At 59.1% G+C, this 20,686-nt stretch carries 23 protein-coding genes; 10 read left to right on the forward strand and 13 right to left on the reverse strand.

Annotated features, from left to right (window positions below):
• Nucleotides 1-85 precede the first annotated feature (85 nt).
• Genes GGR28_RS00240 through GGR28_RS00250 form a run of 3 tightly spaced genes read left to right on the forward strand, consistent with a single transcriptional unit; the run spans nt 86 to nt 2,049 of the window.
• The gene (locus GGR28_RS00240; protein ID WP_183493709.1) at nt 86-664 is read left to right on the forward strand and encodes a sigma-70 family RNA polymerase sigma factor; all 579 of its coding nucleotides are present in this window, start codon (nt 86-88) and stop codon (nt 662-664) included.
• A gap of 54 nt (nt 665-718) precedes the next feature.
• Entirely contained in the window at nt 719-958 is a 240-nt protein-coding gene (locus GGR28_RS00245; RefSeq protein WP_183493710.1) for a hypothetical protein, read from the forward strand.
• Nucleotides 959-1,008: 50 nt separating this feature from the next.
• A complete protein-coding gene (locus GGR28_RS00250; protein WP_183493711.1) occupies nt 1,009-2,049 on the forward strand; it encodes a DNA topoisomerase IB in 1,041 nt (346 codons plus the stop codon).
• Here the strand turns inward: GGR28_RS00250 and porD are convergent.
• From porD to GGR28_RS00270, 4 genes are read right to left on the reverse strand one after another with little or no spacing between them, the layout of a single operon-like run.
• Nucleotides 2,021-3,004, reverse strand: coding sequence for a type IX secretion system protein PorD (gene porD / locus GGR28_RS00255; RefSeq protein WP_183493712.1), 984 nt, complete (start codon nt 3,002-3,004; stop codon nt 2,021-2,023). The two genes, GGR28_RS00250 and porD, sit on opposite strands and share 29 nt — an antisense overlap.
• A complete protein-coding gene (gene coaBC / locus GGR28_RS00260) occupies nt 3,001-4,215 on the reverse strand; it encodes a bifunctional phosphopantothenoylcysteine decarboxylase/phosphopantothenate--cysteine ligase CoaBC (RefSeq protein ID WP_183493713.1) in 1,215 nt (404 codons plus the stop codon). Before coaBC ends, porD begins: the two co-directional genes overlap by 4 nt.
• Before the next feature lie 2 nt (nt 4,216-4,217).
• Nucleotides 4,218-4,568 carry a DNA-directed RNA polymerase subunit omega gene (locus GGR28_RS00265; RefSeq protein ID WP_183493714.1) on the reverse strand — a complete coding sequence of 117 codons (351 nt, stop codon included), beginning with the start codon at nt 4,566-4,568 and terminating at the stop codon, nt 4,218-4,220.
• On the reverse strand, nt 4,534-5,367 hold the full coding sequence (locus GGR28_RS00270) for an outer membrane protein assembly factor BamD (protein WP_183493715.1): 834 nt from the start codon (nt 5,365-5,367) through the stop codon (nt 4,534-4,536). The genes GGR28_RS00265 and GGR28_RS00270 overlap by 35 nt, the downstream gene beginning before the upstream one ends.
• Before the next feature lie 97 nt (nt 5,368-5,464).
• On the opposite strand from GGR28_RS00270, the gene GGR28_RS00275 reads away from it, so the two are divergent.
• Nucleotides 5,465-6,397 (forward strand): DUF3137 domain-containing protein, encoded by a 933-nt coding sequence (locus tag GGR28_RS00275; RefSeq protein ID WP_183493716.1) that lies wholly within the window; start codon nt 5,465-5,467, stop codon nt 6,395-6,397.
• Here GGR28_RS00275 and GGR28_RS00280 read toward each other — a convergent pair.
• Complete coding sequence (locus GGR28_RS00280; protein WP_183493717.1) at nt 6,351-7,298, reverse strand: Ppx/GppA phosphatase family protein; 948 nt, start codon at nt 7,296-7,298, stop codon at nt 6,351-6,353. The two genes, GGR28_RS00275 and GGR28_RS00280, sit on opposite strands and share 47 nt — an antisense overlap.
• 91 nt (nt 7,299-7,389) lie before the next feature.
• Complete coding sequence (locus tag GGR28_RS00285) at nt 7,390-8,001, reverse strand: outer membrane beta-barrel protein (protein ID WP_183493718.1); 612 nt, start codon at nt 7,999-8,001, stop codon at nt 7,390-7,392.
• A gap of 92 nt (nt 8,002-8,093) precedes the next feature.
• On the opposite strand from GGR28_RS00285, the gene GGR28_RS00290 reads away from it, so the two are divergent.
• On the forward strand, nt 8,094-8,384 hold the full coding sequence (locus GGR28_RS00290; protein WP_183493719.1) for a hypothetical protein: 291 nt from the start codon (nt 8,094-8,096) through the stop codon (nt 8,382-8,384).
• Here the strand turns inward: GGR28_RS00290 and GGR28_RS00295 are convergent, their stop codons facing one another.
• Nucleotides 8,385-9,053 carry a hypothetical protein gene (locus tag GGR28_RS00295; RefSeq protein ID WP_183493720.1) on the reverse strand — a complete coding sequence of 223 codons (669 nt, stop codon included), beginning with the start codon at nt 9,051-9,053 and terminating at the stop codon, nt 8,385-8,387.
• 120 nt (nt 9,054-9,173) lie between these two features.
• Between GGR28_RS00295 and xseB the strand changes: the two genes are divergently transcribed.
• Both xseB and GGR28_RS00305 read left to right on the forward strand, forming a co-directional pair.
• On the forward strand, nt 9,174-9,359 hold the full coding sequence (gene xseB, locus GGR28_RS00300; RefSeq protein WP_183493721.1) for an exodeoxyribonuclease VII small subunit: 186 nt from the start codon (nt 9,174-9,176) through the stop codon (nt 9,357-9,359).
• A gap of 4 nt (nt 9,360-9,363) precedes the next feature.
• The gene (locus GGR28_RS00305) at nt 9,364-10,203 is read left to right on the forward strand and encodes an SDR family NAD(P)-dependent oxidoreductase (protein WP_183493722.1); all 840 of its coding nucleotides are present in this window, start codon (nt 9,364-9,366) and stop codon (nt 10,201-10,203) included.
• Here GGR28_RS00305 and GGR28_RS00310 read toward each other — a convergent pair.
• The 3 genes from GGR28_RS00310 to GGR28_RS00320 form a co-directional block, all read right to left on the reverse strand.
• Nucleotides 10,178-11,041, reverse strand: a complete 864-nt coding sequence (locus tag GGR28_RS00310; protein ID WP_183493723.1) for an SDR family NAD(P)-dependent oxidoreductase — start codon at nt 11,039-11,041, stop codon at nt 10,178-10,180. The two genes, GGR28_RS00305 and GGR28_RS00310, sit on opposite strands and share 26 nt — an antisense overlap.
• 212 nt (nt 11,042-11,253) lie before the next feature.
• Nucleotides 11,254-12,075, reverse strand: a complete 822-nt coding sequence (locus GGR28_RS00315; protein WP_183493724.1) for a type 1 glutamine amidotransferase — start codon at nt 12,073-12,075, stop codon at nt 11,254-11,256.
• Nucleotides 12,076-12,281: 206 nt separating this feature from the next.
• On the reverse strand, nt 12,282-12,986 hold the full coding sequence (locus GGR28_RS00320; protein WP_183493725.1) for a YjjG family noncanonical pyrimidine nucleotidase: 705 nt from the start codon (nt 12,984-12,986) through the stop codon (nt 12,282-12,284).
• Between the two features lie 150 nt (nt 12,987-13,136).
• Between GGR28_RS00320 and GGR28_RS00325 the strand changes: the two genes are divergently transcribed.
• The 3 genes from GGR28_RS00325 (at nt 13,137) to arfB (ending at nt 14,854) form a co-directional block, all read left to right on the forward strand.
• Nucleotides 13,137-13,646, forward strand: coding sequence for a DUF1573 domain-containing protein (locus GGR28_RS00325; protein WP_183493726.1), 510 nt, complete (start codon nt 13,137-13,139; stop codon nt 13,644-13,646).
• A 114-nt stretch (nt 13,647-13,760) separates the two neighbouring features.
• Nucleotides 13,761-14,456 carry a metallophosphoesterase family protein gene (locus tag GGR28_RS00330; RefSeq protein WP_183493727.1) on the forward strand — a complete coding sequence of 232 codons (696 nt, stop codon included), beginning with the start codon at nt 13,761-13,763 and terminating at the stop codon, nt 14,454-14,456.
• Nucleotides 14,453-14,854 (forward strand): alternative ribosome rescue aminoacyl-tRNA hydrolase ArfB, encoded by a 402-nt coding sequence (gene arfB / locus GGR28_RS00335; RefSeq protein ID WP_183493728.1) that lies wholly within the window; start codon nt 14,453-14,455, stop codon nt 14,852-14,854. The genes GGR28_RS00330 and arfB overlap by 4 nt, the downstream gene beginning before the upstream one ends.
• A gap of 17 nt (nt 14,855-14,871) precedes the next feature.
• Here the strand turns inward: arfB and GGR28_RS00340 are convergent, their stop codons facing one another.
• The 3 genes from GGR28_RS00340 to GGR28_RS00350 form a co-directional block, all read right to left on the reverse strand.
• Nucleotides 14,872-15,783, reverse strand: coding sequence for a transcription antitermination protein NusB (locus tag GGR28_RS00340; protein ID WP_183493729.1), 912 nt, complete (start codon nt 15,781-15,783; stop codon nt 14,872-14,874).
• A 73-nt stretch (nt 15,784-15,856) separates the two neighbouring features.
• Nucleotides 15,857-17,227, reverse strand: a complete 1,371-nt coding sequence (locus tag GGR28_RS00345) for a hypothetical protein (RefSeq protein ID WP_183493730.1) — start codon at nt 17,225-17,227, stop codon at nt 15,857-15,859.
• A gap of 57 nt (nt 17,228-17,284) precedes the next feature.
• The gene (locus tag GGR28_RS00350) at nt 17,285-20,677 is read right to left on the reverse strand and encodes a DEAD/DEAH box helicase (RefSeq protein ID WP_183493731.1); all 3,393 of its coding nucleotides are present in this window, start codon (nt 20,675-20,677) and stop codon (nt 17,285-17,287) included.
• Nucleotides 20,678-20,686 lie beyond the last annotated feature (9 nt).

The raw sequence follows: 20,686 nt of genomic DNA on the forward strand, positions 1-20,686 counted from the left end.
TTATTTAAAATTTTTCGTGCCGCACGCAACTTTTCGCTCTGCCGGTTGCATTAAACGGCTACACTTCGCAACGATTTTCCCCGACATGTCACGCAATGCCCGCGAGCACCTTTATGAGTCTGAGCTCCTGGTCCATTACCCGGTGGTCTATAACTTTCTACTGCGCATGACCGCCCAGGAGAGTGACGCGGCCGACCTGACGCAGGAGACCTTCGTGCGCGCCTACCTCAAGATCGATCACTACGAGGCCGGCACCAACGGACGTGCCTGGCTGTTCTGTCTGGCCCGCAACCTGTTCATCAACGACTACCGCAAGCGCAAGCGGCGGGGGGAGCAGGAGCTGGACGAGCGCGCCGCCTACCAGTACCGCGATGTGGACAGCCCCATGGCCGGTTTTGCCGACCTGCGCATTGCCGGGGCCCTCGACCGGGATTTCAGCGACCAGATCATGAAGGCGATGACCTTCCTCTCCGATCGCCAGCGGGCCATCGTACTCATGGCCGACCTCTACGATTTTGCCGAAAAGGAAATCGCCGAGGCCATGGAAATGCCCCTGAATACCGTTAAGTCGGTCACCCGCCGCTCCCGCATTGCCCTCATCAAGCAACTGCAGAGCTATGCCGAATCGACCTTCGGTATCGTGAATACCAGAAACTTAGGTTAACCCAATGGTGCCATCCCGACTACGTCGGGGTGGCACTTTTAAATTCGAAACGTCATGTACAACGAGTGTAATCCTTCCCCCAACGGAACCCCCTCCCGTCCCGGCCATAGGCTGCCGGAAGTGGTGGAACACCAATCGACGACCGGCGAGCACGATCCGCCGAGTACCTACGCCGAAACCGACTTGGCCTCCTTTAAGGTCTTCCTGAAGCGCAATATGCGCAACCAGGCTCCCCCGGCCGGCCTACTCGACGATATCCGTGCCCGCATCGCCGGCATTAGAACGAGAAAATAGCAAACCAGCGGGCCGATTTTTCCTTTAAGCAGGGTCAGATCATCAACCCCATGGAGGAAGCCCGTACGAAAAGCCTGGACGTACCCGACCTTGTTCACGTCTCCGACGAACAGCCCGGGTGGACCCGCAAACCCTACAAGGACAGCTTCCGGTACTTCCGCGAAGACGGTACCCGGATCAAGGATAAACTCGTCGAGGACCGCCTGGCCTCCCTCGCCATTCCACCGGCCTGGACCGAAGTCTGGATCTGCCCCCTGGAAAACGGCCACCTACTCAGTACGGGGCGCGACGAGGCCGGCCGCAAGCAGTACCGCTACCACCCCGACTGGTTGGCCTTCCAGCAACTCAATAAATTCAATACCCTGATGGAATTTGCCGCCGCCCTGCCCGGTGCCCGGCGAACGCTGCGCGGCATCATTCAGGACAAAAGTCGGGGCTGGACGAAGGAGCGGGTCGCCGCCATCGCCGTAGCCATGATGGACGAAACCGGCATGCGGGTCGGAAATTCCGCCTACCGCAAGCGCAACGGCACGATCGGGCTGACTACCCTGCGCCGCAAACACGTCGAGGTAGACGACGACGGCCTGCACTTTGACTACGTGGGCAAGAGCGGGCAGGAACGGGAGGTGAACCTGAACGATCCCATCCTCGTCGGCCTCCTTTCCAACATGAGCGAACTACCGGGCTACGAGGTTTTTCGTTACCGGGGCGACGACGGCAAGATGTACAACCTAGACAGCAGCGAAGTCAACGAAATGGTGCGGCAGTTGGTAGGTCCGGACTTCAGCAGCAAGTACTTTCGGACCTGGGCCGGCACGGCGGCCGCCGTAGATGCTTACTGGGAGCTACTGGAGGAAAATGGAGGCACGCCTCCCGAGCGCCCGGATTTGCGCGTGGTCGAACGGGTCGCGGAGTTTCTGGGGAATACCACTACGGTTTGCCGTAAGTATTACATCCACCCCAGCGTGCTTGCCGCCGTGGCGGAGGAGCGGGTGCCGGGAGAAGATTCCATTACGAAAAAAGAAGAAAAGGAATTTGACGGGGAGTTCGACAACGATGAAATCATTGCCTTCCGTTTGGCCCGCGGTTGATCGTCGTTCCCCGGGAGGTAGCGGGACCGGATGATCGAATCAGGCGGTAGTCGCCGGACTTGGATGGGTCGATGCGCGACATCATCTGAATGACGGCATTCTGCTCGGGACCCGTAGCCCCCTTGTAAATTTCCACGATCTCATCGCGCTTGGCGTCCACGAAGGACTGAACCAGGGCCGAGCTCGGGTAGGATTGGTTGGCGGCCTGCACGTCTTCGATGGCCAGCGTAATGTTGTTCCGTCCGGCTACCGGATCGGTAAGCATTTGGTCAAGTCCCAGCCGGTGGTAGGTATACAGCGCGCGGCGGACGGGCACCATCCGGGGGCTCAGCAGATTCTCGAGCAGGAAGGAGCGGTTGTTGCTCTTGTTTCCGGAGCTCCAGCCCGGGCTGTTGGCGACGGCGGACGGGAGGCGGTTGTAAATCTCCTGTGCCTGCTCATAGTAGGGTTGGCCGCCCATGGGGGAAAAGGTATCGTAGTCGAGTCCCAGTACCAGGTAGGCGTAGAAGCCCATGAGTGACGACAGCTCCGAGGTATAGCTCTGCTCCGAAAGCTGAATGGCCGCGAATTGCTCGTAACCGAAGGAGATGTTCTTGTCCTGGTAATTTAGGATCGGGGTCACCTCACCGGTTCCGTAGATCGGCCGGGAAGTTTGGATGGCCAGGGTTCCGGAGTAGCGGTTCGGGATTACCTGCTCGCCGTCCTGGGAGTTCTTTTCGGTTTGCTCGGTGATGGTGAGAAAGATGGTAGCGTCGATGCGTTCTTCCGGCTCGAAGCGGTCGTTGGTCCAGGTGCGCCCGTTCAGAAAAATGGCCAGGTCCTTCTCCAGGGTTTCGAACACGCGGCGGTCCGTCTGGGTGATCTGCTGGGTGTTGAGGTTAACGGTCCAGTTGATTTCACTCTGTCCGACGAGGAGCAGGGGAGCCAACAGGAAGAGGATCAGCGTCAGTTTCATGGTGTCGGTTTATCGGCGGCGAGGCGATCGAGAATGTCATCGGCTACTTCCCGCTTCGTTTTTAACTCGAAGGCGGTGACCTTATTGCGGTCGATGAGCTGGATTTGGTTGGTATCGTGACCAAAAGCGGCACCCGCCGTCCGTGGGGAGTTGAGTACGATGAAATCGAGGTTCTTCCGCAGCAGCTTTTTGCGGGCGTTTTCCACGCCGTTTTCGGTTTCCAGTGCGAAGCCGACTACCCGCTGATCGGCCAGTTTGTTGTTCCCGAGCTCCGCGGCAATGTCGGGATTGCGGACGAGCGACAGCGTCAGCTCCCCGTCCTTCTTTTTTATCTTATCCGTTGCCACGGTTTCCGGCCGGTAGTCGGCTACGGCGGCGCACAGGATGGCGTCCGTACATTCCGGCCACCGTTGGAGTGCGGCGGCGTGCATCTCGCGGGCCGACCGGACCGGCGTGGTCGTAATATTTGCGGCAGTCGTAGAGAGGTGGGTCGGACCAAGAATAAGTTCTACCCCGGCTCCGCGGGCGGCGGCGGCTTCGGCGAGTGCGATGCCCATCTTGCCGGTACTGCGGTTGCCGAGGAAACGGACGGGGTCGAGGTCTTCAAAGGTCGGGCCGGCCGTAATGAGTATTCTTCTTCCCTTGAGGTCCTGACTTACCGTTTGATTGGGCTGATCTCCAAAGTGATCTTCCAGCCGCTGCAAAATGTGTTCCGGTTCGGCCAGTCTTCCCTGACCGTTGAGGCCGCTGGCCAGTTCCCCGCTTTCCACGTCGATGAGGTGATTGCCGTACGACTGCAGCAGGGCGACATTGGCCCGGGTGGCCGGGTGCAGCCACATGTCTACGTCCATGGCCGGAGCGAAAAACACGGGGCACCGGGCCGATAAATAGACGGCCACGAGGGCGCTATCACAAATGCCGTGGGCCAACTTAGCCAGGGTAGTGGCCGTAGCGGGGGCGATCAGGTAAGCATCGGCCCAGAGGCCGAGCTCGACGTGGTTGTTCCATCCCTCGTCGGTATGCACCGACGAGATCACCGGATTGCGGGAGAGGGTACTGAGGGTGAGGGGGGTAATAAAATCGGCAGCGGCCTGGGTCATGAGCACCCGCACCTCGGCGCCGGCGCGGACCAGGCCACGTACGATGAGGGCGGCTTTGTAGGCGGCGATACTGCCGCTCACCCCCAGAATGATCTTTTTACCGGCGAGCAAGCCTACAGGTCGTCCTCGTCTTCCTCGCGGCGCTCGTTGTAGCGGCTGTAGAGCTCATCGTCCAGGTACTCACGCATCGCGATCAGGACCGGGTTGGGGAGCTTCTCGTAGAACTTGGAGATCTCGATCTGCTCCTTGTTCTCCACTACCTCCTCGATGGTATCGGTGACTTCGGCAAACTCTTCCAGTTTCTGGTCGAGCTCGTGCTTCAGGTCGACGGCGAGCTGGCGGGCGCGGCGGCTCACGATGGCGAGCGACTCATAAATATTGCCGGTTTGTCCGACGACACGCTGAATGTCGCGGGCGGCGGTATCGGGACTAAGCCCCTGTGCCCGTGCTTTGATATCTGACATCTTCTAGATCTTTAAGTTGTGCTTCTGATTTGCGTAAAATGGTGTCGACCTCCGACAGGTACTCGCTACCGGGGTAACGATCGAGGAAGTTCTGGGCCAGCTTGATGGTTGCTTCCAGTCGTTCCGGTTGGCGCAGCCGGAAACTCCGACTGGCGTATTCATACTGTACTTTTGCCATGAGGTAGCGGATCTCCTCGGCCCGCTGGGTTTCCGGATAATCCTTGAGCACGTTCTCGAAACTTACGAGTGCTGATTCATAACGCTCAATGTCCATGTACAGTTTGGCGGACTCGAAGTCCTTCAGTTCCATCTTCGCGCGCATTTCGTCGATGAGCCGGTTGGCCTCGGTCACGCGTTCGCTGTTGGGATAGCGGTTGGCAAACTCCTCAAACCCCTCGATGGCCTTCACGCTGTAGCTCTGATCCAGCCGGTACGTAGGGCTGAGCTGGTAATTTGAGTAGGCCGCCATAAAGTCCGCTTCCTCCCGCAGGTCGCTGCCGCCGTAGGTGGTGGCGAAGTTCTTGAAGTAATAACTGGCCAGCACGAACTGCTCGGTATAGTAGTAGGTGTAGGCGTAGCGGTAGGCGATCTGCTCGGCCTCGGCCCGTCCGCGGAAGGGAGCGATGGTAAGCTCGTACAGGGTCTGCGCCCGCTGGTACTCACCGGCATCGTAGTAGGCGTTGGCCCGCTGCAGGATGTATTCGGGATCCGTGCTCATACGGATCGTCTCGAACTCCGAGCGGCAGCCGAAGAAAGTGAGGACCAGCAGGAGAGCGGTAAGTTTAATGCTGTTTTGCATAAGCGCGCAAAGATAGGGGTTTTTAAGAAGACACCTTACGGGGGGCAGAAGGTTGTACAAAGTACGGGGTGGCGGGGGCGGGTTATCTTGCGCCGCCATGATACCGCCGCGACTCGACGAGCTAAGGCTCTTTTACAATACCACCATTCGCCCGGAACTGCTCCGCCTGGAAGGCCTGCGCAAGCGTATCCTGCGCGGCATCGCCATTTCGCTCCTGGGCATCTTCGTGATCGGTACGCTCTTTCTCATTTACGACCTGGGTTTCCTGATCCTGATCCTGGTGGTGCCGGTCGCCTTTTACGTAGGAAGCCTGTACCTGCGCATCGAGCGCTTTCGTCAATCCTTCAAGCCGGCCATCATCCAGTTGCTGCTCAATTTCATCAACGACGCCCCCAACTTTCGATCGCTGGAGTACAATGCCACCCGGCCCATCCTGCGCGACCGCTTCGAGCGCAGCGGTCTGTTCCGGCCCCACCCAGACAGCTACCGCGCCGAGGACTACATCCGGGGACTGGTGGGGGAGATGGCCTTCGAAATGGGGGAGACTTACGTGCAGGAGATCAGCCCGGCAAGCAACCGCCTCGAAGTGGTCTTCAGCGGACTATTCGTTCACGCCATCTTCAACGAGGAAACGAGCGGACGATTAGCCGTATGGCCCCGCCACAAACTCCGCCGCCTCAAGCGTTCCGTGGATGCCTACATCGGATCGCGGGGTCGCTCGGCGGATATCGAAATCCTGAATCCCGGCTTCCGGGAGACTTTCGCCGTCTACGCCCACCCCGGCACGAAGGTCGCCGGCATCCTGACGCCCCCCATGCAGGATGCTTTGCTGGAATTTCACCGGCGGGAGGGGCGCGACCTCTACTTTGCGGTCCACGACCAGGATCTTTTTATCGGCCTGGAGCACGGCTACGACTTGCTCGAACCCCACTTCTTTCGGTCCAACGTGTCGTTCCAGCTCATCCGCAAGTTCTACACCGACATCACCCTGATGCTGCGGGTGATCCAAGATTTTGATCAGACGCATTGAGCAGTATTCCCTCCTTCATGGCGTAATCGCTCACCGTGAGTTTCCGGATGCCCGCCAGCCCGATCGTGAAGCGAATGAGGAGCATGGCCACGACGATCAGGTCGACGCGCTCGGGGGGCACCCCCGGAATCGCCAGCCGCTCCGCTACGGTGGACCCCACGATCGTAAGGTGAAGGTGCTCCAACCCGTCCATGGTGAGCACGTGGCTGTTGCGGGCGCGGAGGGCGGCCCCGTCCCGGAGCACTTCGGCCATTACGTCGAAGGTGCCGGCCGCTCCGACCAGGTGGTGGGCCGGGTAGGCACCAAGCGCCTCGCGTAGGGGTTGAAGTTGCACCTCCAGGAAGTTTTCTAACCGGCTGACTTCATCCGCACTGATCGGATCGGTGTGGTGAAACGACCGCTGCAGCACCGCCACGCCGATGGGAAAGGATTGCCGCCAGTGCACCCCCTCCGACGAGGCGATGATGTACTCCGTAGAGCCTCCGCCGATGTCCATGATGAGCACCCGGTCTTCCAGGGGCGGAAGCGCGGCAAGTACCCCGCGGGTGATGAGCTCTGCCTCGGTATCTCCCGAAATCAGGCCGATCTCAATGCCGCATTCCAAGCTGGCGGTGCGGACAAAGGCTTCCCCGTTCGTAGCGGTACGCAGGGCCGCGGTGCCGATGGCCGTGACCGACGTTACGCCGTGCTCCCGGATCACCCGGGCAAAGTGCTTCAGAGTGGCGATCCCGCGTGCAAAGGGTTCCGGGCCGATGGTTTCGATGCCATCGCTGGCCAGTTTAACGAAAATGCGCTCCCGGTAAATTTCCGCGAACTGCTCCTCCGCCCGTACCTCGGCGATCAGAAGGTGGAAGGTGTTGGTGCCGAGATCGATCACGGCGTGTAGGGAATTTTCGGCCATTCCGGTGGGGTTTATTGGGGGTAGGGTAGGACTGACATCGGGCGGGGACGCAGGTGCAAGGTAATTAGGGACGCTAAACGCGGCAAAGCCATCATTCCTCCACGGGGGAAGCAGGAAGCTCCTCACCCGCGCCCAGGGTATACACGGCCCGCAAACTGATCGTGCGGCCCCGCAAGCGGGGCGCCTCGGCAACCTGCAGATCGGTGAGGTGCTTCGACCACCGGAAGTTGAGGCCCAGCTTGGGGGAAAGGTAGAGGGTGACGCCGAACTTTATCGCGAACAGGTCGTCCCGGAGGGGAAAATCGAGGGTGATGTCGTCGCGGCGGAAATCGCTTACCGTGTAATCGATCAGTCGTTGGTAGCTGAGGCCGGCCTCCGCGGTGAGCCTCCAGTCCTTGTAGTAAACCATGAGGGGGAGTTCGACCGTATTCAGCCGGAAGGCGTAAAAATCGCTTACGTTCAGGCTGTTTTTATTGCGCCGGGCACCCTGCTGGCTGTACAGGATCTCGGGACCCACCCGCCATTTTTCCCCGAACAGCGCGACTACCCGCAGACCGGCATTCACGCCCGGCTGGTGGAATCCCAGCAGGTCGTCCCCGTCAATTTGGCTCAGGTTGGCACCGGCCAGCACGGAGGCCCGGAAGGTCTGGGCGCCCACGCCGGAAGCAAGCAACAGTAGGATAAACGGGAAGAATAACCGCATGCGGCAAAAGTAAGTTACGTACCGGCTTTCCCCCGCCTACCAATTACATTTGCACGTCTGCCCTACCAACACTGCACCCGCGGTCCCGCCCCATGCTTCCTACCACGAAACACAGCCTGAAAAAACTGGAGACCCTGCTTAAGGAATTGGGCTATACGGTACGCTACGAGAAGGGAAATTTTACCTCCGGATACTGCCTCGTGGAGCAACGTCGGGTAGCCATCGTGAACCGCTTTTACGATACGGAGGGGCGCATCAACGTGCTGTACGACATCTTAGGACAGTATCAGTTGCCCGAGCAAGCTCCGGAACTAAGCGATCCGTCGCTGAAGTTGTTACGGAAAGTGAAGAAGTTTGTCGGGCTGGCCGCCGAGGAAGAGTGATCAGTGATTGCGGTTCGCGGAGGGGTGCTGGTAGAAGGTGATCCCTTCCCAGGGTACTTCCAGCTCGTTCGTTTCGACCCACGTCCTGTTTTGGCGGAGCATGGTGTAGACATTCCGGCTTTCGTCGCTGTCCGCACCATCGCGCGAGATCTGCACCAGGTCGAAGGTGGTATCGAGGTTGAGGTCGGTGATGTAGCTGTCGAGTTGGGCGCAGTTGCCGGGTTCGGCGCAGTTGAGGTAGGCGAGGGTTTTTAGGTGGACCAGCTTGCCGTCGCGAATGGCGAACATATCGATCTGGTCGCGCCCGGGACCGTCGAAGCGGGTGAGGTACAGGTTCTCCTCAATTCCCTTGACGGCGATGGTGGCGTACATTTTCCCCTGCCGGGCACCCAGTCCCTCCAAAAATTCATTGGGCAGTTGCCCAACTTCCGCTTCTCCCATTTCGGTGCCGCGGAGCAGATAGGTTTCCAGCGGATCAACGGCGGGATCGACGTAGACGTGTAGGAAACCAACATTACTCTCATCGAAGAGGGTGGCAAACTCATCCATGCCGGTGCTGGCTTCGGGGAGGGGCGTCTGCATGCCGCCGCGGCCGACGTCGACCGGACTCTGAGCCATCAGCGGAGTGAGAAGTACGAAGAGGGATAGGACGTAGAGCAATCGGGTCATAAATGGAATACTTTACCCTGAAACGGCTGGTCGCGGGGCATGTTCTTTCCCTACTGCCGGGCACCCGACGGAGACCCACATCCTGAAAAGGGGAGTACTTTCGCGCAAACCTTCATTACCATGAGCTACGCCGAAGCCGTTGCCGAGCTTGAGGCCATTCTCGCCCAACTTCAGGAAGTACCGGCCGACATCGATCAGTTGCACGCCCGCGTGGCCCGGGCCGAACAGTTGATCACCGCCTGTCGGAGTAAACTTCGCGGGGTAGAAGACGAACTGGCCAAATTACGCGCGACCACCGAAAACTGACACCATGAGAAAAATCGCCCTGGTTACCGGCGCCACCGCCGGAATCGGCTTCGAAACCGCGCGTGGCCTGGCCGTGCAGGGGTTTCACGTCCTTCTCCACGGCCGTACGCTCGCAAAGGCGCGTGCCGCCGCCGCTGAGATCCCCGGCGGGGACGGTAGGGTTACCCCCCTTTATGCCGACCTGAGCGACTTGAATGCCGTGCGCCTGCTTGCCGCTGGCATCGTGGCAGATTATCCCCGCCTGGACGTGCTCGTAAACAACGCGGGCGTGTGGAACTCAAAACAGGAGCTCACTGCGGAAGGTGTGGAAAAAACCTTTGCCGTCAATCACCTTGCTCCCTTTCTCCTAACGGGATTACTGCGCGAACACCTACAGCCGGACGGGCGGATCATCGGTGTGTCCAGCGATAGCCACAAACAGGTAAGGGGCATCGCGTTTGATGACCTTAATCTCGACCGCAACTACCACGGCCTGCGCAGCTACGCCCAGAGCAAGTTGGCCAATGTGTTGTTCTGCTACGAATACGATCGGCGCAAACGGGACGCGACCACTATTTGTGCCGTGCAGCCGGGCCTGGTCCAGACCGACATCGGCCTGAAGGGCAATACCTGGTTGCACCGGCTGGCGTGGCGGGTGCGCCGACAAATGAGCGGACACAAGACCCCGGTGGAAGGAGCCGACACGAGTGTGTTTCTGGCAACGACGGTAGACCCGCCTCCGTCCGGCCTGTACTGGGACGACCGGCAGCCGAAGCGATCCTACTCCTCCAGCTACGACGAAACGGAAGCCCGGAAGTTGTGGGAAGAGAGCGAACGGCTCACGAACTATACGTATCGGTTTTAACGGGTACCGCACCGCTTACTTCCGTTAGCGCATCGTTGCGGTAGCGGCTGAAGAGCTTTTCAAGAATGCGCATTCGCCACGGGCGGGGCGTCAGGTAGCTGATCAGGATAAGCAGCCGGATGAGCCGGCCCGGGACGATGACGGCCTTTCCCGATAGCATTCCGTGGATGGCGGCGGGCGCGATGTCATCGGGCATGGTTACGAGCAGGCGGGCCCTTGCGCCCTGTGCCTCTACGCGACGCAGGCCGTCTTCGTTGGTGATCACCGGTCCGGGACACAGCACCGAAACGCTGACGCCGTGGTGGCGCAACTCTTCCCGAAGGGCCAGGGAGAAATTGTAGACGAAGGCCTTGGTGCCGGTGTAGACGGTCTTGTAGGGCAGCGGCAGGGTCGCCTCCATGCTGCTCATGTTCAGGATACCTCCACTCCTTACCTTCAGCTGGGGCAGCAGACGGTAGATCAGCTCGGTCATCACTTGGTTGTTGAGCTGTAGCATACGCTGGTACTCCTCCCAAACGGTATGCTCGAAGAGGCCGCCCCGCCCGAAGCCGGCGTTGTTGACCAGGTAGGTGACCTGAATGTTTTCCTCCTCCAGCCAGTGTAGTACGCGAACGACCGCGCCGCTAGCCGTCAGGTCGATTCCGTAATGGCGTAGTTTGCCGGAGGCCAGTGGGCGTAGTTCGGTTACCGCCTCCGCCAAATCTTGATTGGGTAGGGCGACTATTGCGACACCCAGTCCCTGGCGGAGACACTCCCGGGCCAGTGCCAGCCCGATGCCGTGACTTCCGCCCGTGATCAGGGTCCACTCAGCGGCTACGGAGTCAAGAGGTTTTGTCATCCGGGAAAGGTGTTGTGTAGTTCGGGGAGGCAATTAGCCCGGGCTAAGGTAGCTACCGTCACCTGGATTTTTGTGTCGATCCACCAGTATCGATACTATTTCTCCCGCATTCCGCCCTGCGCAAGCCCGTAAACTCGAGTTGAGGCGCTACACCTTCGGTAACTCCAAACAGTACAGTCCGGCAAGGGTGATACGCACGCCGCCCTCATGAATCAACCCCGCGCAACAGCGGGCTCCGGGCTAAGCACTTCGAGGGCCCGCTCGATGAAGCCGGGTATGACCGCATCGTGGGTGTGGGCGATTTTGGTAGGATCGCTCAAGTCGGCCATCAGGCTCAGCCACTTATCCAGACCGTGTTCGTTAATAACTTCGGTCTTAATCTTCAGGCTGCTGAAGTGATCGAGCATGCCTTCCGCATCTGCTTCGGGATGGAACTGGGTGCCGATGATTTCGGGGGTCCAGCGAATGGCCATCGTTGCCCGTTCGAGATCCACGTGCGGCCGGTCTTTTTCAATTGCCAGTACGGTGGCGCCGATTGCGCGCATTCGCTCCATGTCGGGTTGTACGACCTGGAACCGCCGGAAATCAGCTGCCGTGAAGGGATCGGCGAGGCCGGTAAAGATCGGATCGTTCTCGCCCTCCTCAGTAATGTGCATCGGAAACGTGCCAAAACTTAGGCTGCGGCGTTGGGTTACTTCCGCCAGTCCGAGGTGATGAACGGCCATCTGGAAACTGTGGCAGATGAAGAACACGAACTTCTTGCGGTCGTTCTGCGCGTTGAACGCGCGAACGGAGTCGAACCACTCGCCCCACATGGGTTCCCAGACCCCGTCTCCCTCGCGGGGGTCGCCCGGACCTCCCGAGCTGATGTAGAGGTCGAAGGAAAGGTCAGGAATACGGTGGGCGGCCCGTACGTCGAAGACTTCGTATTCGAGGCGATCGGAGTACTGCTCTGCGATCTCACGGATGCAGCGCATGCCCTGGTTGGGGATGCCGTTGTAAAGATCGAGGATGGCGAGACGGAGGCGGCTCATTTGCATTGGGGTTTATATGAACAACTAGTGAGACGTATCCCGACCAATATAGTAAGTGGGCGGAACCAACAAGTTGGTGCTTTGTCTAAGAACGGACACTGCCACCATCTCTAGTATGTAGGAAACACCGGGGTAGGGGGCTGGTGTTGACTATTTAAACTTTAATAACATTCGTGTTAAGGTTTGGGCGGCCATCTGGGATCCCATCACAACCGCAGTTCGGCCGCCGATGTGCTGAGGTGGCCTAACAACTCCCCAATGGCCCGGATGCGGAAGGTTTCTCCCAGGCCCTTACGATTGGCAGCTCCGGGCCGCCGCAGCCAGCAGGCGTGGTAGCCGTATTCAAGGGCACCACGAATATCGGCGTTCGGATTATCGCCGACTACCAGAACGGTGGAGGGGTCGGGCCGTCCCATTTGCTGGTGGGCGTGGTCGAAGAAGGCGGCGTGGGGTTTGGCGACCCCGAGTTCGTCGGAGATGGCAATAAATTCGAAGTAGGGTGCGATACCCGTATTCGCGAGGCGGGGGCGCTGCACTTCGGTCAGCCCGTTGGTGATCAGGCCCAGCCGGTAGCGGCCGCTGACCGCCTCGAGCACTTCGCGGGCGCCTTCCAGCAGGTGATTGCTGGCGGCCAGGTAAGTGCGGTAGCTCAGCGACATATCCTCCGCCGGATGGTCCTGGCGGTAGTGTTCCAGTAGTCGCTTAAAGCGTATGTCGCGGAGTTGCTCCTTGGGTAACCTTCCGTGCTCGTAATCGTCCCAGGCCGATTTGTTGATCAGGCGGTAGGTACCGAGTACTTCCTGTGACCATTCTAAATCTCGCTCGAGCAGGGTGCGTTCCAGTGCGCTGGCTTCCGCCGCGTCGAAGTCCCAGATCGTATTGTCCGCATCAAATAAAAGCCAGTCGTACATAGTATCGGTTAGAGGGGTGAGGGCGAGGATAAGGTAAGAAAAGTGATTTAGGGCAGTCGATGTTGACAATCCGTTAACAAGAATTTGGTGGTCATTGGGGGGAGGGTAGTGTTATAGAACTGATCTTTGTGACCCACAAAACAGCATGCTATGTTTAATTCTAAGTTATCTCTCCTCGCCGTTACGGTAATGGCCTTCAGCGTATTCTCCTGTCAGCAGGGAAACGATGAGGTACGCGACGCCGCCCGCCAGGACATCGAGACCGTAGCCCCCGCGAACCCCAACGCCGCCGCTCCCGATCAACCCAGTGTAGCCACTCCGGCCGGCCCCACCACCGCGCTTGCGTTTGACGAGGACGCGTTCAACTTCGGCACCGTTACCGAGGGCGAAATCATCACCCATACCTATTCCTTCAAGAACACCGGTAGCGAGCCGCTCATCGTCTCCGACGCACGTGGTACCTGTGGCTGTACCGTTCCATCCAAGCCTACCGCTCCCATCGCTCCCGGCGAAACCGGTGAGATCACCGTCCGCTTTGACACCCGTAACAAGGTAGGTGAGCGCCAGCAGAAGGTGACCGTTACCGCCAACACCACTCCTCCCCAAACCGTCATTTCCCTCGACGGCACGGTAGTGGCCGACCCCAACGCTTCGAAGTAAGCCGTTGCGTTACGGTCAACGTGATTACGCCCCGTCGGCTTCGTGCCGGCGGGGCGTATTTGTGTGTTGGCTTACCGACGGAAAAGCTACTTTTGCGTTTTTCTATTCTACCGAATGCCCCGCAGACTAGCCATTTCTGATATTCACGGTTGTGCCCGCACCTTCGAAGCCCTATTGGACCGGGTAAGTTTGGGAACCACCGATCACCTGTACCTCCTCGGCGATTACGTTGACCGCGGTCCCCGCACCGCCCAGGTCCTCGACTACATCATTAAGCTGCAGCGTGAGGGGTATAAAATCCATGCGCTGCGCGGCAATCACGACCAGTACATGGTCGATGCCGCCCTCATCGGCGACAAGCACTCCCGGAACGCCTGGCGCAGTGCCGGTGCCGCGAGCACCCGCAAGAGCTACATCCGGCCCGGAAACCCCGTAGGGGCCATCGACCCCCTGCACATTTTCTGGCTCAACGAGCTTCCCTACTATTACCTGCTCGATGATTACGTACTGGTCCATGCCGGACTCAACTTTCGGCGCAAAAATCCCCTGAAGGGAAAGAAGGCGATGCTGAACCGGCGAAATTGGTACCGCCACATCGATTACGACTGGCTTGGCGACCGGAAGATCGTGCACGGGCACACTCCCCTCACGAAAGTACAGGTCGAGGCTCAGTTGCACCCCCGCCGCCGTGCCTATCCCGTTTTCGACATTGACGCCGGTTGTTTCCACGTCAAAGCCGGCATGGGACACCTCTGCGCCCTGAACCTGGATGAACGTACCTTCACCTTCGTCCCTAACCTCGACCGATGAATTGGGAGACGATCGAACGAGAACTCGAACTGCGTACCTCCCGGTCCTCCGGTGCGGGCGGACAGCACGTGAATAAAACCGAGAGCCGCGTAGAGTTGGTCCTCGACGTCAACGCCAGCCAGGGACTGAGTCGCCGCGAAAAAGACAACCTGCGTTTCCACCTTTCCTCCCGCCTCGACGGCCACGGTCGGCTCTCCGTAACGGATCAATCCGACCGGTCGCAACACACCAACCGCAAGCGGGCGCTCGCAAGTATGCGTCAACTGCTGGAGCGCGGCATCCGCAATCCACCCAAAAAGCGCAAGGCCGGGGCCTTTAAGGCAAACAACCGCAAGCGGCTGGATCGCAAGAAAAGGACGGGGGAGAAGAAGGCGGGACGCGGGAAAATTGATTGGTAGATAGACGCTGGCGCCTCTTACCTCACCAATCCCTCCGCCTGCAACTCCTTCAGCAACTTATCGAGGATGCCGTTCAAAAACTCCTTGCTCTTATCGGTGCTGTAGAGTTTGGAGATGTCGAGGTATTCGTTGAGGGTGACCTGGGGGGGGATGGAATCGAACTCGAGGAATTCGGCGATCGCCATTTTGAGCAGGATCATGTCGATGATGGCTACCCGTTCCGCATCCCAGTTCTGGAGGACGGACTTGATGCGCTCCAGTAAAGCCTCGTCTGCGTCCACCACAAATTTCAGCAGGACATCACCGAATTCGCTGACGGCTTCGGAGCTGCTTTCGTACTCCCGCGCAAAATCTTCGTCAACGGGCAGCGCCTTGATGGTCTTCTTCATGGCGCCGACGACCAGGCTTTTGTCTTCATCCCACAACGGAAAGTGATCTTCCACCATCGTCAGGAAAAGCTCCTGCCCCTGCAGCCATTTGTAGAGGGATAGGAGCACACTGATGGTTTCCGGGTGGCCTGCTTCTTCGTGTGCGCTGTATTCCGCGTAGGCTTCGCTGGCGAGAAAGTCGCGGTAAAGCTGCTTAACCTGATCGGCGTCGATGAGCGAACGAATGTGGTAGCGGTCGTAGAGCCGGCTGAGTTCCTTGTTGTCCGAAAGCGAGCGCACCTCCGGATTATTGGCGAGGGTAGCCTTGAAGGTCAGGTCCTCTTCGGAGGGGCGCAGCTTGGCGTTGCGGGTGGCGAGGTCCTGTTTGGCGTACTCGCACGTTCGCTGGAGGATCAGCAGATTTTGTAGGTAGAGCTCGAAGGACCGCTTGACCATCAGGGAGTAGTGGCTGCGGATGGCCCGGATGTCACTGCGCTCCTGCCGCTGGGCGGCGTAGAGGACCTGCATAATCTTGATGCGTACGTTGCGGCGACTCAGCATAATTGGGTCCGGTTTTCAATTTTGCAGGGGTGGAACTACCGGTCTGCCCCGCAAAGCAACGAAAAAAGGCCGACTACTGACCCGCTGCCGCCAAAATATCCTGCCGCGCAATGTCGTCGAAGGAGGGAAGGCGGCTGTGGTGCCACTTATTGACGATGACTCCCTGCTTCATCAACACTACGCCGGGGTTGGAACGAACGATGGTTTTGAGCAGAATGTCATCCCCCCGATGGAAGGGATAATCCGCGCCGATGGTTTGCCGAAAATCATCCAGGTAGGCATCGTCGGCGAATTTAGTCATGGCCATCACCGTATGTCCCGCCGCTTCGGCCCGCTCGACCACCGGCTGGATGTCGTTGACCCAGTCTTCCACATAGTCCTTGTTCCAGTTCCCGGGTTCCCCCTTAAGGGCATACGCCACGATAATGAAGGTGTACCCCGGATCGGCCAGCAACTCCGGCACGATGTCGTGGCCCTCGGTATCGCTCACCTCGAAGTCGCTGATCTTCGTGGCCACGATGGCCGGCTCGGAAGAAAAGGTTTCGTACGACCAGTTCGATTCCGGATAGTCCTTGTAAACCTCCAAAAAATCAGCGGTAGACATCTCGACCACCTGTCCGGTCTCCTTATTGGTAAGCACGTAGCCGAGCACTTCCACCGATCCGGCCGCTTCTTCCTCCGCCTGTTTCACCGCCGCCACGTCCGTACCGATCTTAAAGGGACGGAAATCCTGTCCGGGAATGTCCCACACGAAGTTGCTCAGGCAGTAGAAAAGGGCAATCGCCCCGGTAAGCATTACCGCCGCCGAACGCACGCCCGAGGTGAAGAGCTGGTGCATCTTTCCGGGAGCGATCAGGAACACGAGGGCGGGCAGCAGCAGGAAGACATCCTTCAAAAAGCTGACCCGTGGCTCGAGTTTGAGGAAATCACCGAAACACCCGCAATCGGTCACCTTCATGTTACTCTCCGCGTACGGCCCCCAGTCGCCGAAAGCGAAGAAATTTACTCCCGCCGGCACGTAACCCGTGAGGTAGGTAAACCCGGTTAGCACCGTAAAGAAGGCTACGATAACGAAGAACAACCAGGCGGTCAGCTTCGGTTTAGCCCCCACGATCAGCATCAGGCCGAGCATGATCTCCAGTACGATCATAAACACCGAGAAGCCGACCGACATGCTACTCAGCCAGGGAAATATGGGAGCCAGAAATCCGGCACCGGCCCCCTCCGCGGTAGACGCAAATTCCGCGAAGTACTGTTCCATTTTATACGCCGTACCCAGGGGGTCGATCGCCTTCACGTAGCCGGAAAATAGAAACAGGGCACCCGCAAAATTCTGCAGCAGACTCATGAACAGGTTGCGGGTCGACCGCAAAAACACGTGCGTCAGCGCCGTGAGCGACAGGGCGGCTACGGAAATGTAGATTAGTAGGGTAGTAAGCGTCATGGATGGAAATATTAAGCTAAAATACAACGGGCAAACGCAGAGGTTGTCAACGTAGTGTTAAGCGGTAGTCTGTTGTAATTCAACGTGTGCAAGCAAGCTGGCGTACACCTCGCTGTGTTGCAGCACCTCCGGGCATCCCACCAGCACGAGGTGGTCCCGCGCCCTGGTCATCGCTACGTTCAGCTTGCGGTCGACCCCTTCCTCGCTGATCTGCGACATCCGCTGCAATTGTCCGCTGTCATTGGCACACAACGACATCAGCACGATGCGTTTGGCACTTCCCTGGTACCGCTCGACGGTGTCGACGGTGAAGTCATCGGGACTGTACCCCCTGGTCTGCAGGAGGTTGCGGATGAAGGCGATCTGGGCCCGGTAGGGGGTGATGATGCCAATGTCCCCGGACTGAATCGGTCGCTCACTTCCGGCGTAAAGGGTCGTGAAGGCTTCCACCAACCGGACCAGCATTTCAGCCTCGTGTCGGTTCACCTTCGGGTCTGGAGTAGCAATGTCCACCGGGGTAGACAAAAACACGAGGCGCTGGGCCCGCAGCGTATGTTGCAGTTCGTCGGTAGGCATGCCCGCTTCAATCGGCGCCAGTTGCTTAATGCGGTAGCTGATGGTTTCGGGGAGAATGTCGAGCTTGCCCCCGTAGAAATGCAGGGCGGGAAAGGCCATAATGTCCCGGTGCATCCTCCCCTGGTACCGGAGCTGATCGTAAGCCCACGACCACCCATGGTTACGTGCGGTAAGGTAGAGCCGTTCGAATAGGCTGGTCCCCAGATTGGTAAGACCTATCTCACGCAGGGAAGCATCACCGACCCGCGTTTCGGTTTCCCCCTGCTGTACCACCGCGGGAAGCTGCCGGTGGTCACCGATGAGTAAAGACCGGGGTGCCCGGGTAAGGATGCCACCGAGCAGGGGCTCGAGAATCTGACTGGCTTCATCCACCACGATCCGGTCGAATTGCTTGAGCTGGAACAGCTCGGTCTTCCCCCCGACACTGGCCACGGTTCCGACCACCACCCGGCAGTCGTCGATCAATTGGCGCAGTTCCTTCCTGCCGCGGGCGCTCTTGCTCCTTACCTGCAGGAGCCGGTCCTCGTAGTGCGGCGAGGTGCCGAGTCTACTGCCGATGCGCAAGTAGTCCCGGAAGGGTGCGCCGCGCTCGTCCGTAATACGTTCGATGCTCTCGCAGATTTCGTCCACGGCACGGTTGGTATAGGCCACCAGCAGAATGTTCTCCCGGGTTTCGGCCAGTAGATGGCGCACGAGGTGGTGCAGCATTTTGCTCGTCTTCCCGGTTCCGGGAGGTCCCCAGAGCAAAAAATAGTCGGGGGCGGTGATGATTTTACGCAGGATGCCGTCCTGTTCGTCGGTCAGTTCGGCCGATACGAGTTGAGGGTAGGGGGCCGCCTGACCCGGGGGGAGCAGTCCGAGCCACCGCTTGCGCACTTCGGTTCCGGCCTGCGCCCAGAGATACAGCCCGAGGTAGTGGTTCTTAAAGCTGCTGTCGAGCACGTCTTTTTCGATGCTCCAGTACGGCTTACGCCGGAAGACGCCGTCGTTCAGCTGGGGGTTGCGGGGACGCAGGAGCACAGAAAGTTCCCGAACATCCATGATTGTGGACTTAAAGATTTGTGACTTCACCGCATCTCCGGGGCGGGCAATGGGTTCGGCGCAGCCGTAGAGGGCAATGATGTCGCCCTGACGAAATTTGATCAGGGTGCTATTCTCCGGCGATCGACGCAGGGTGAGAATATTTTCCGCCACGTCGTAGTGTTCGAAGGTAAGTCCGTCGAGCAGTTCGAAGCGGTCGATCTTGTCGTCGCGCTCATCGAGCCAGAGACTGGCCAGGCCGTTGACGTGATCGATTTTTTGCTCGCCTACTTTGGCCAGGCGTTGTTCCCGGGCTACGAAGCCCAGGAAGGCCCCGAAGTACCGTCGCTCCAGGTCGTCCAGCTGGGCGTAGGTTGCCAGTACGGTCTGGTGATCGCGCTCGGTAAAACTTCCCAGTTCACCCAATCGACCCGGTTCGATGCGGGTTAGGAGGGCGTCGGTTTGCCGGCGCAGGTCCCGCTTGCCGAGTTGGGCGAGCAACATTTCGATCCCGACGAGCTGGTTCCTGGCCGCGATCGCCTCCATCTGCCGGTTAAATTCGGGGGGGGCGTAGCGGACGGGATTGTCGTAATCTACGCTGTACAGAATGTAGGAACGTACGTTGGCTTCCCGACCCAGGGCCCGGTTGATCATCAGGTCGTAGAGCAGCGTCTGGATGAAATTGTCGCTTCGGATCCCGTGGCGGTTCGGCTTGTAGATCTTGCTTGTTTTGAGCTCGACGATGGAGGTCGTCGCCTCTTCGGTATCGCGCTGCGACTGGAGCAGGTCCAGGCGCCCCTGCAGTCCGTAACTCGGACTCAAAAAGGTGGGTTCCAGCATGACGGTCTCCCGATCGATGTCCAGTTCGGGTAGGAGCTGCACCACGAACTTCTGGACCGTGAGGAAGTGATGCTTCAGTTCTTGAATCAGCTGGCGCACTTCCTGGTCGGAAAACAGGCACAATTCCAGGGGCTGCATCTCGAAAATGGTGGGCAGCACGTCGCGGAAGCGCGATTCAGGACGGTGGATGAGTATGTCCAGAAAGCTGTTCACGATGTTTCCCCGGACCAGCGGCGGCCGCTTTTCGAAGGGGAGCAATCGCTTGGGCAGCGATGACCAGGGCTGAAAGGCCGGACCGTTGCCGAAACAGCCCGCCACGTCGGTGACGTTCACGAGAAAGTCCGGCTCGATGACGATCTGCGTCGGATACAGGCGGTTGCCTTCCCGCAGCTGGGCGTTGAGCAAATTGAGGATGATGAAGGGGCCACTGATCTTTTCCAGGATCTCCACCGCGCCCCGCACGAGGGAGTCCGCCAGCTCGGGTTCGCCGTAGGGGATGGTGTACACCAGTTCGGGACGGTCTTCCCTTCTCACCCAGAGCAGTTGCGCTACGGGGTCGATCTCCGCCGCCAGCACCCGCAGCTGGTAGTACCGGCGTTTTACCTCGGGCGGGCGGTAGGGGGGGAATTCAATAGCAAGGTACTCGGCTAATATTGCCGGAGCTTCCGTACCGAATAATCGGGAGGTGAGCTCCGTCGCTATGCGCAGGCCGAGTAGCAAGCGGTTGGCCAGCTCCGCCGGATCGGGCGTCTGGTTGCGGCCCCGGCGAAACTGCCTTTCCTGTACGACCAGTTCCCGCGGAAGCCCGAATTTATGGGCGGCGTAGGTGATGCGGGCGTACACGGTGCTGAAGTGGAGCAAGTCTTCCTCCGTAGCCCGCTCGAATATTTCCAACACCATCCGACGCAGGGCGTCCGTGCGCTGCGTGTCGGTCATCTCGGGGTTGTTTGCTACCTGCCGAATACGCCGGTAGAAATGGTCGCTGACGGCCTGCTGTCGGGGGGAGACACTCATGGCGGCAAG

This window comes from Neolewinella aquimaris, assembly GCF_014197245.1.
GTDB lineage: Bacteria > Bacteroidota > Bacteroidia > Chitinophagales > Saprospiraceae > Neolewinella > Neolewinella aquimaris.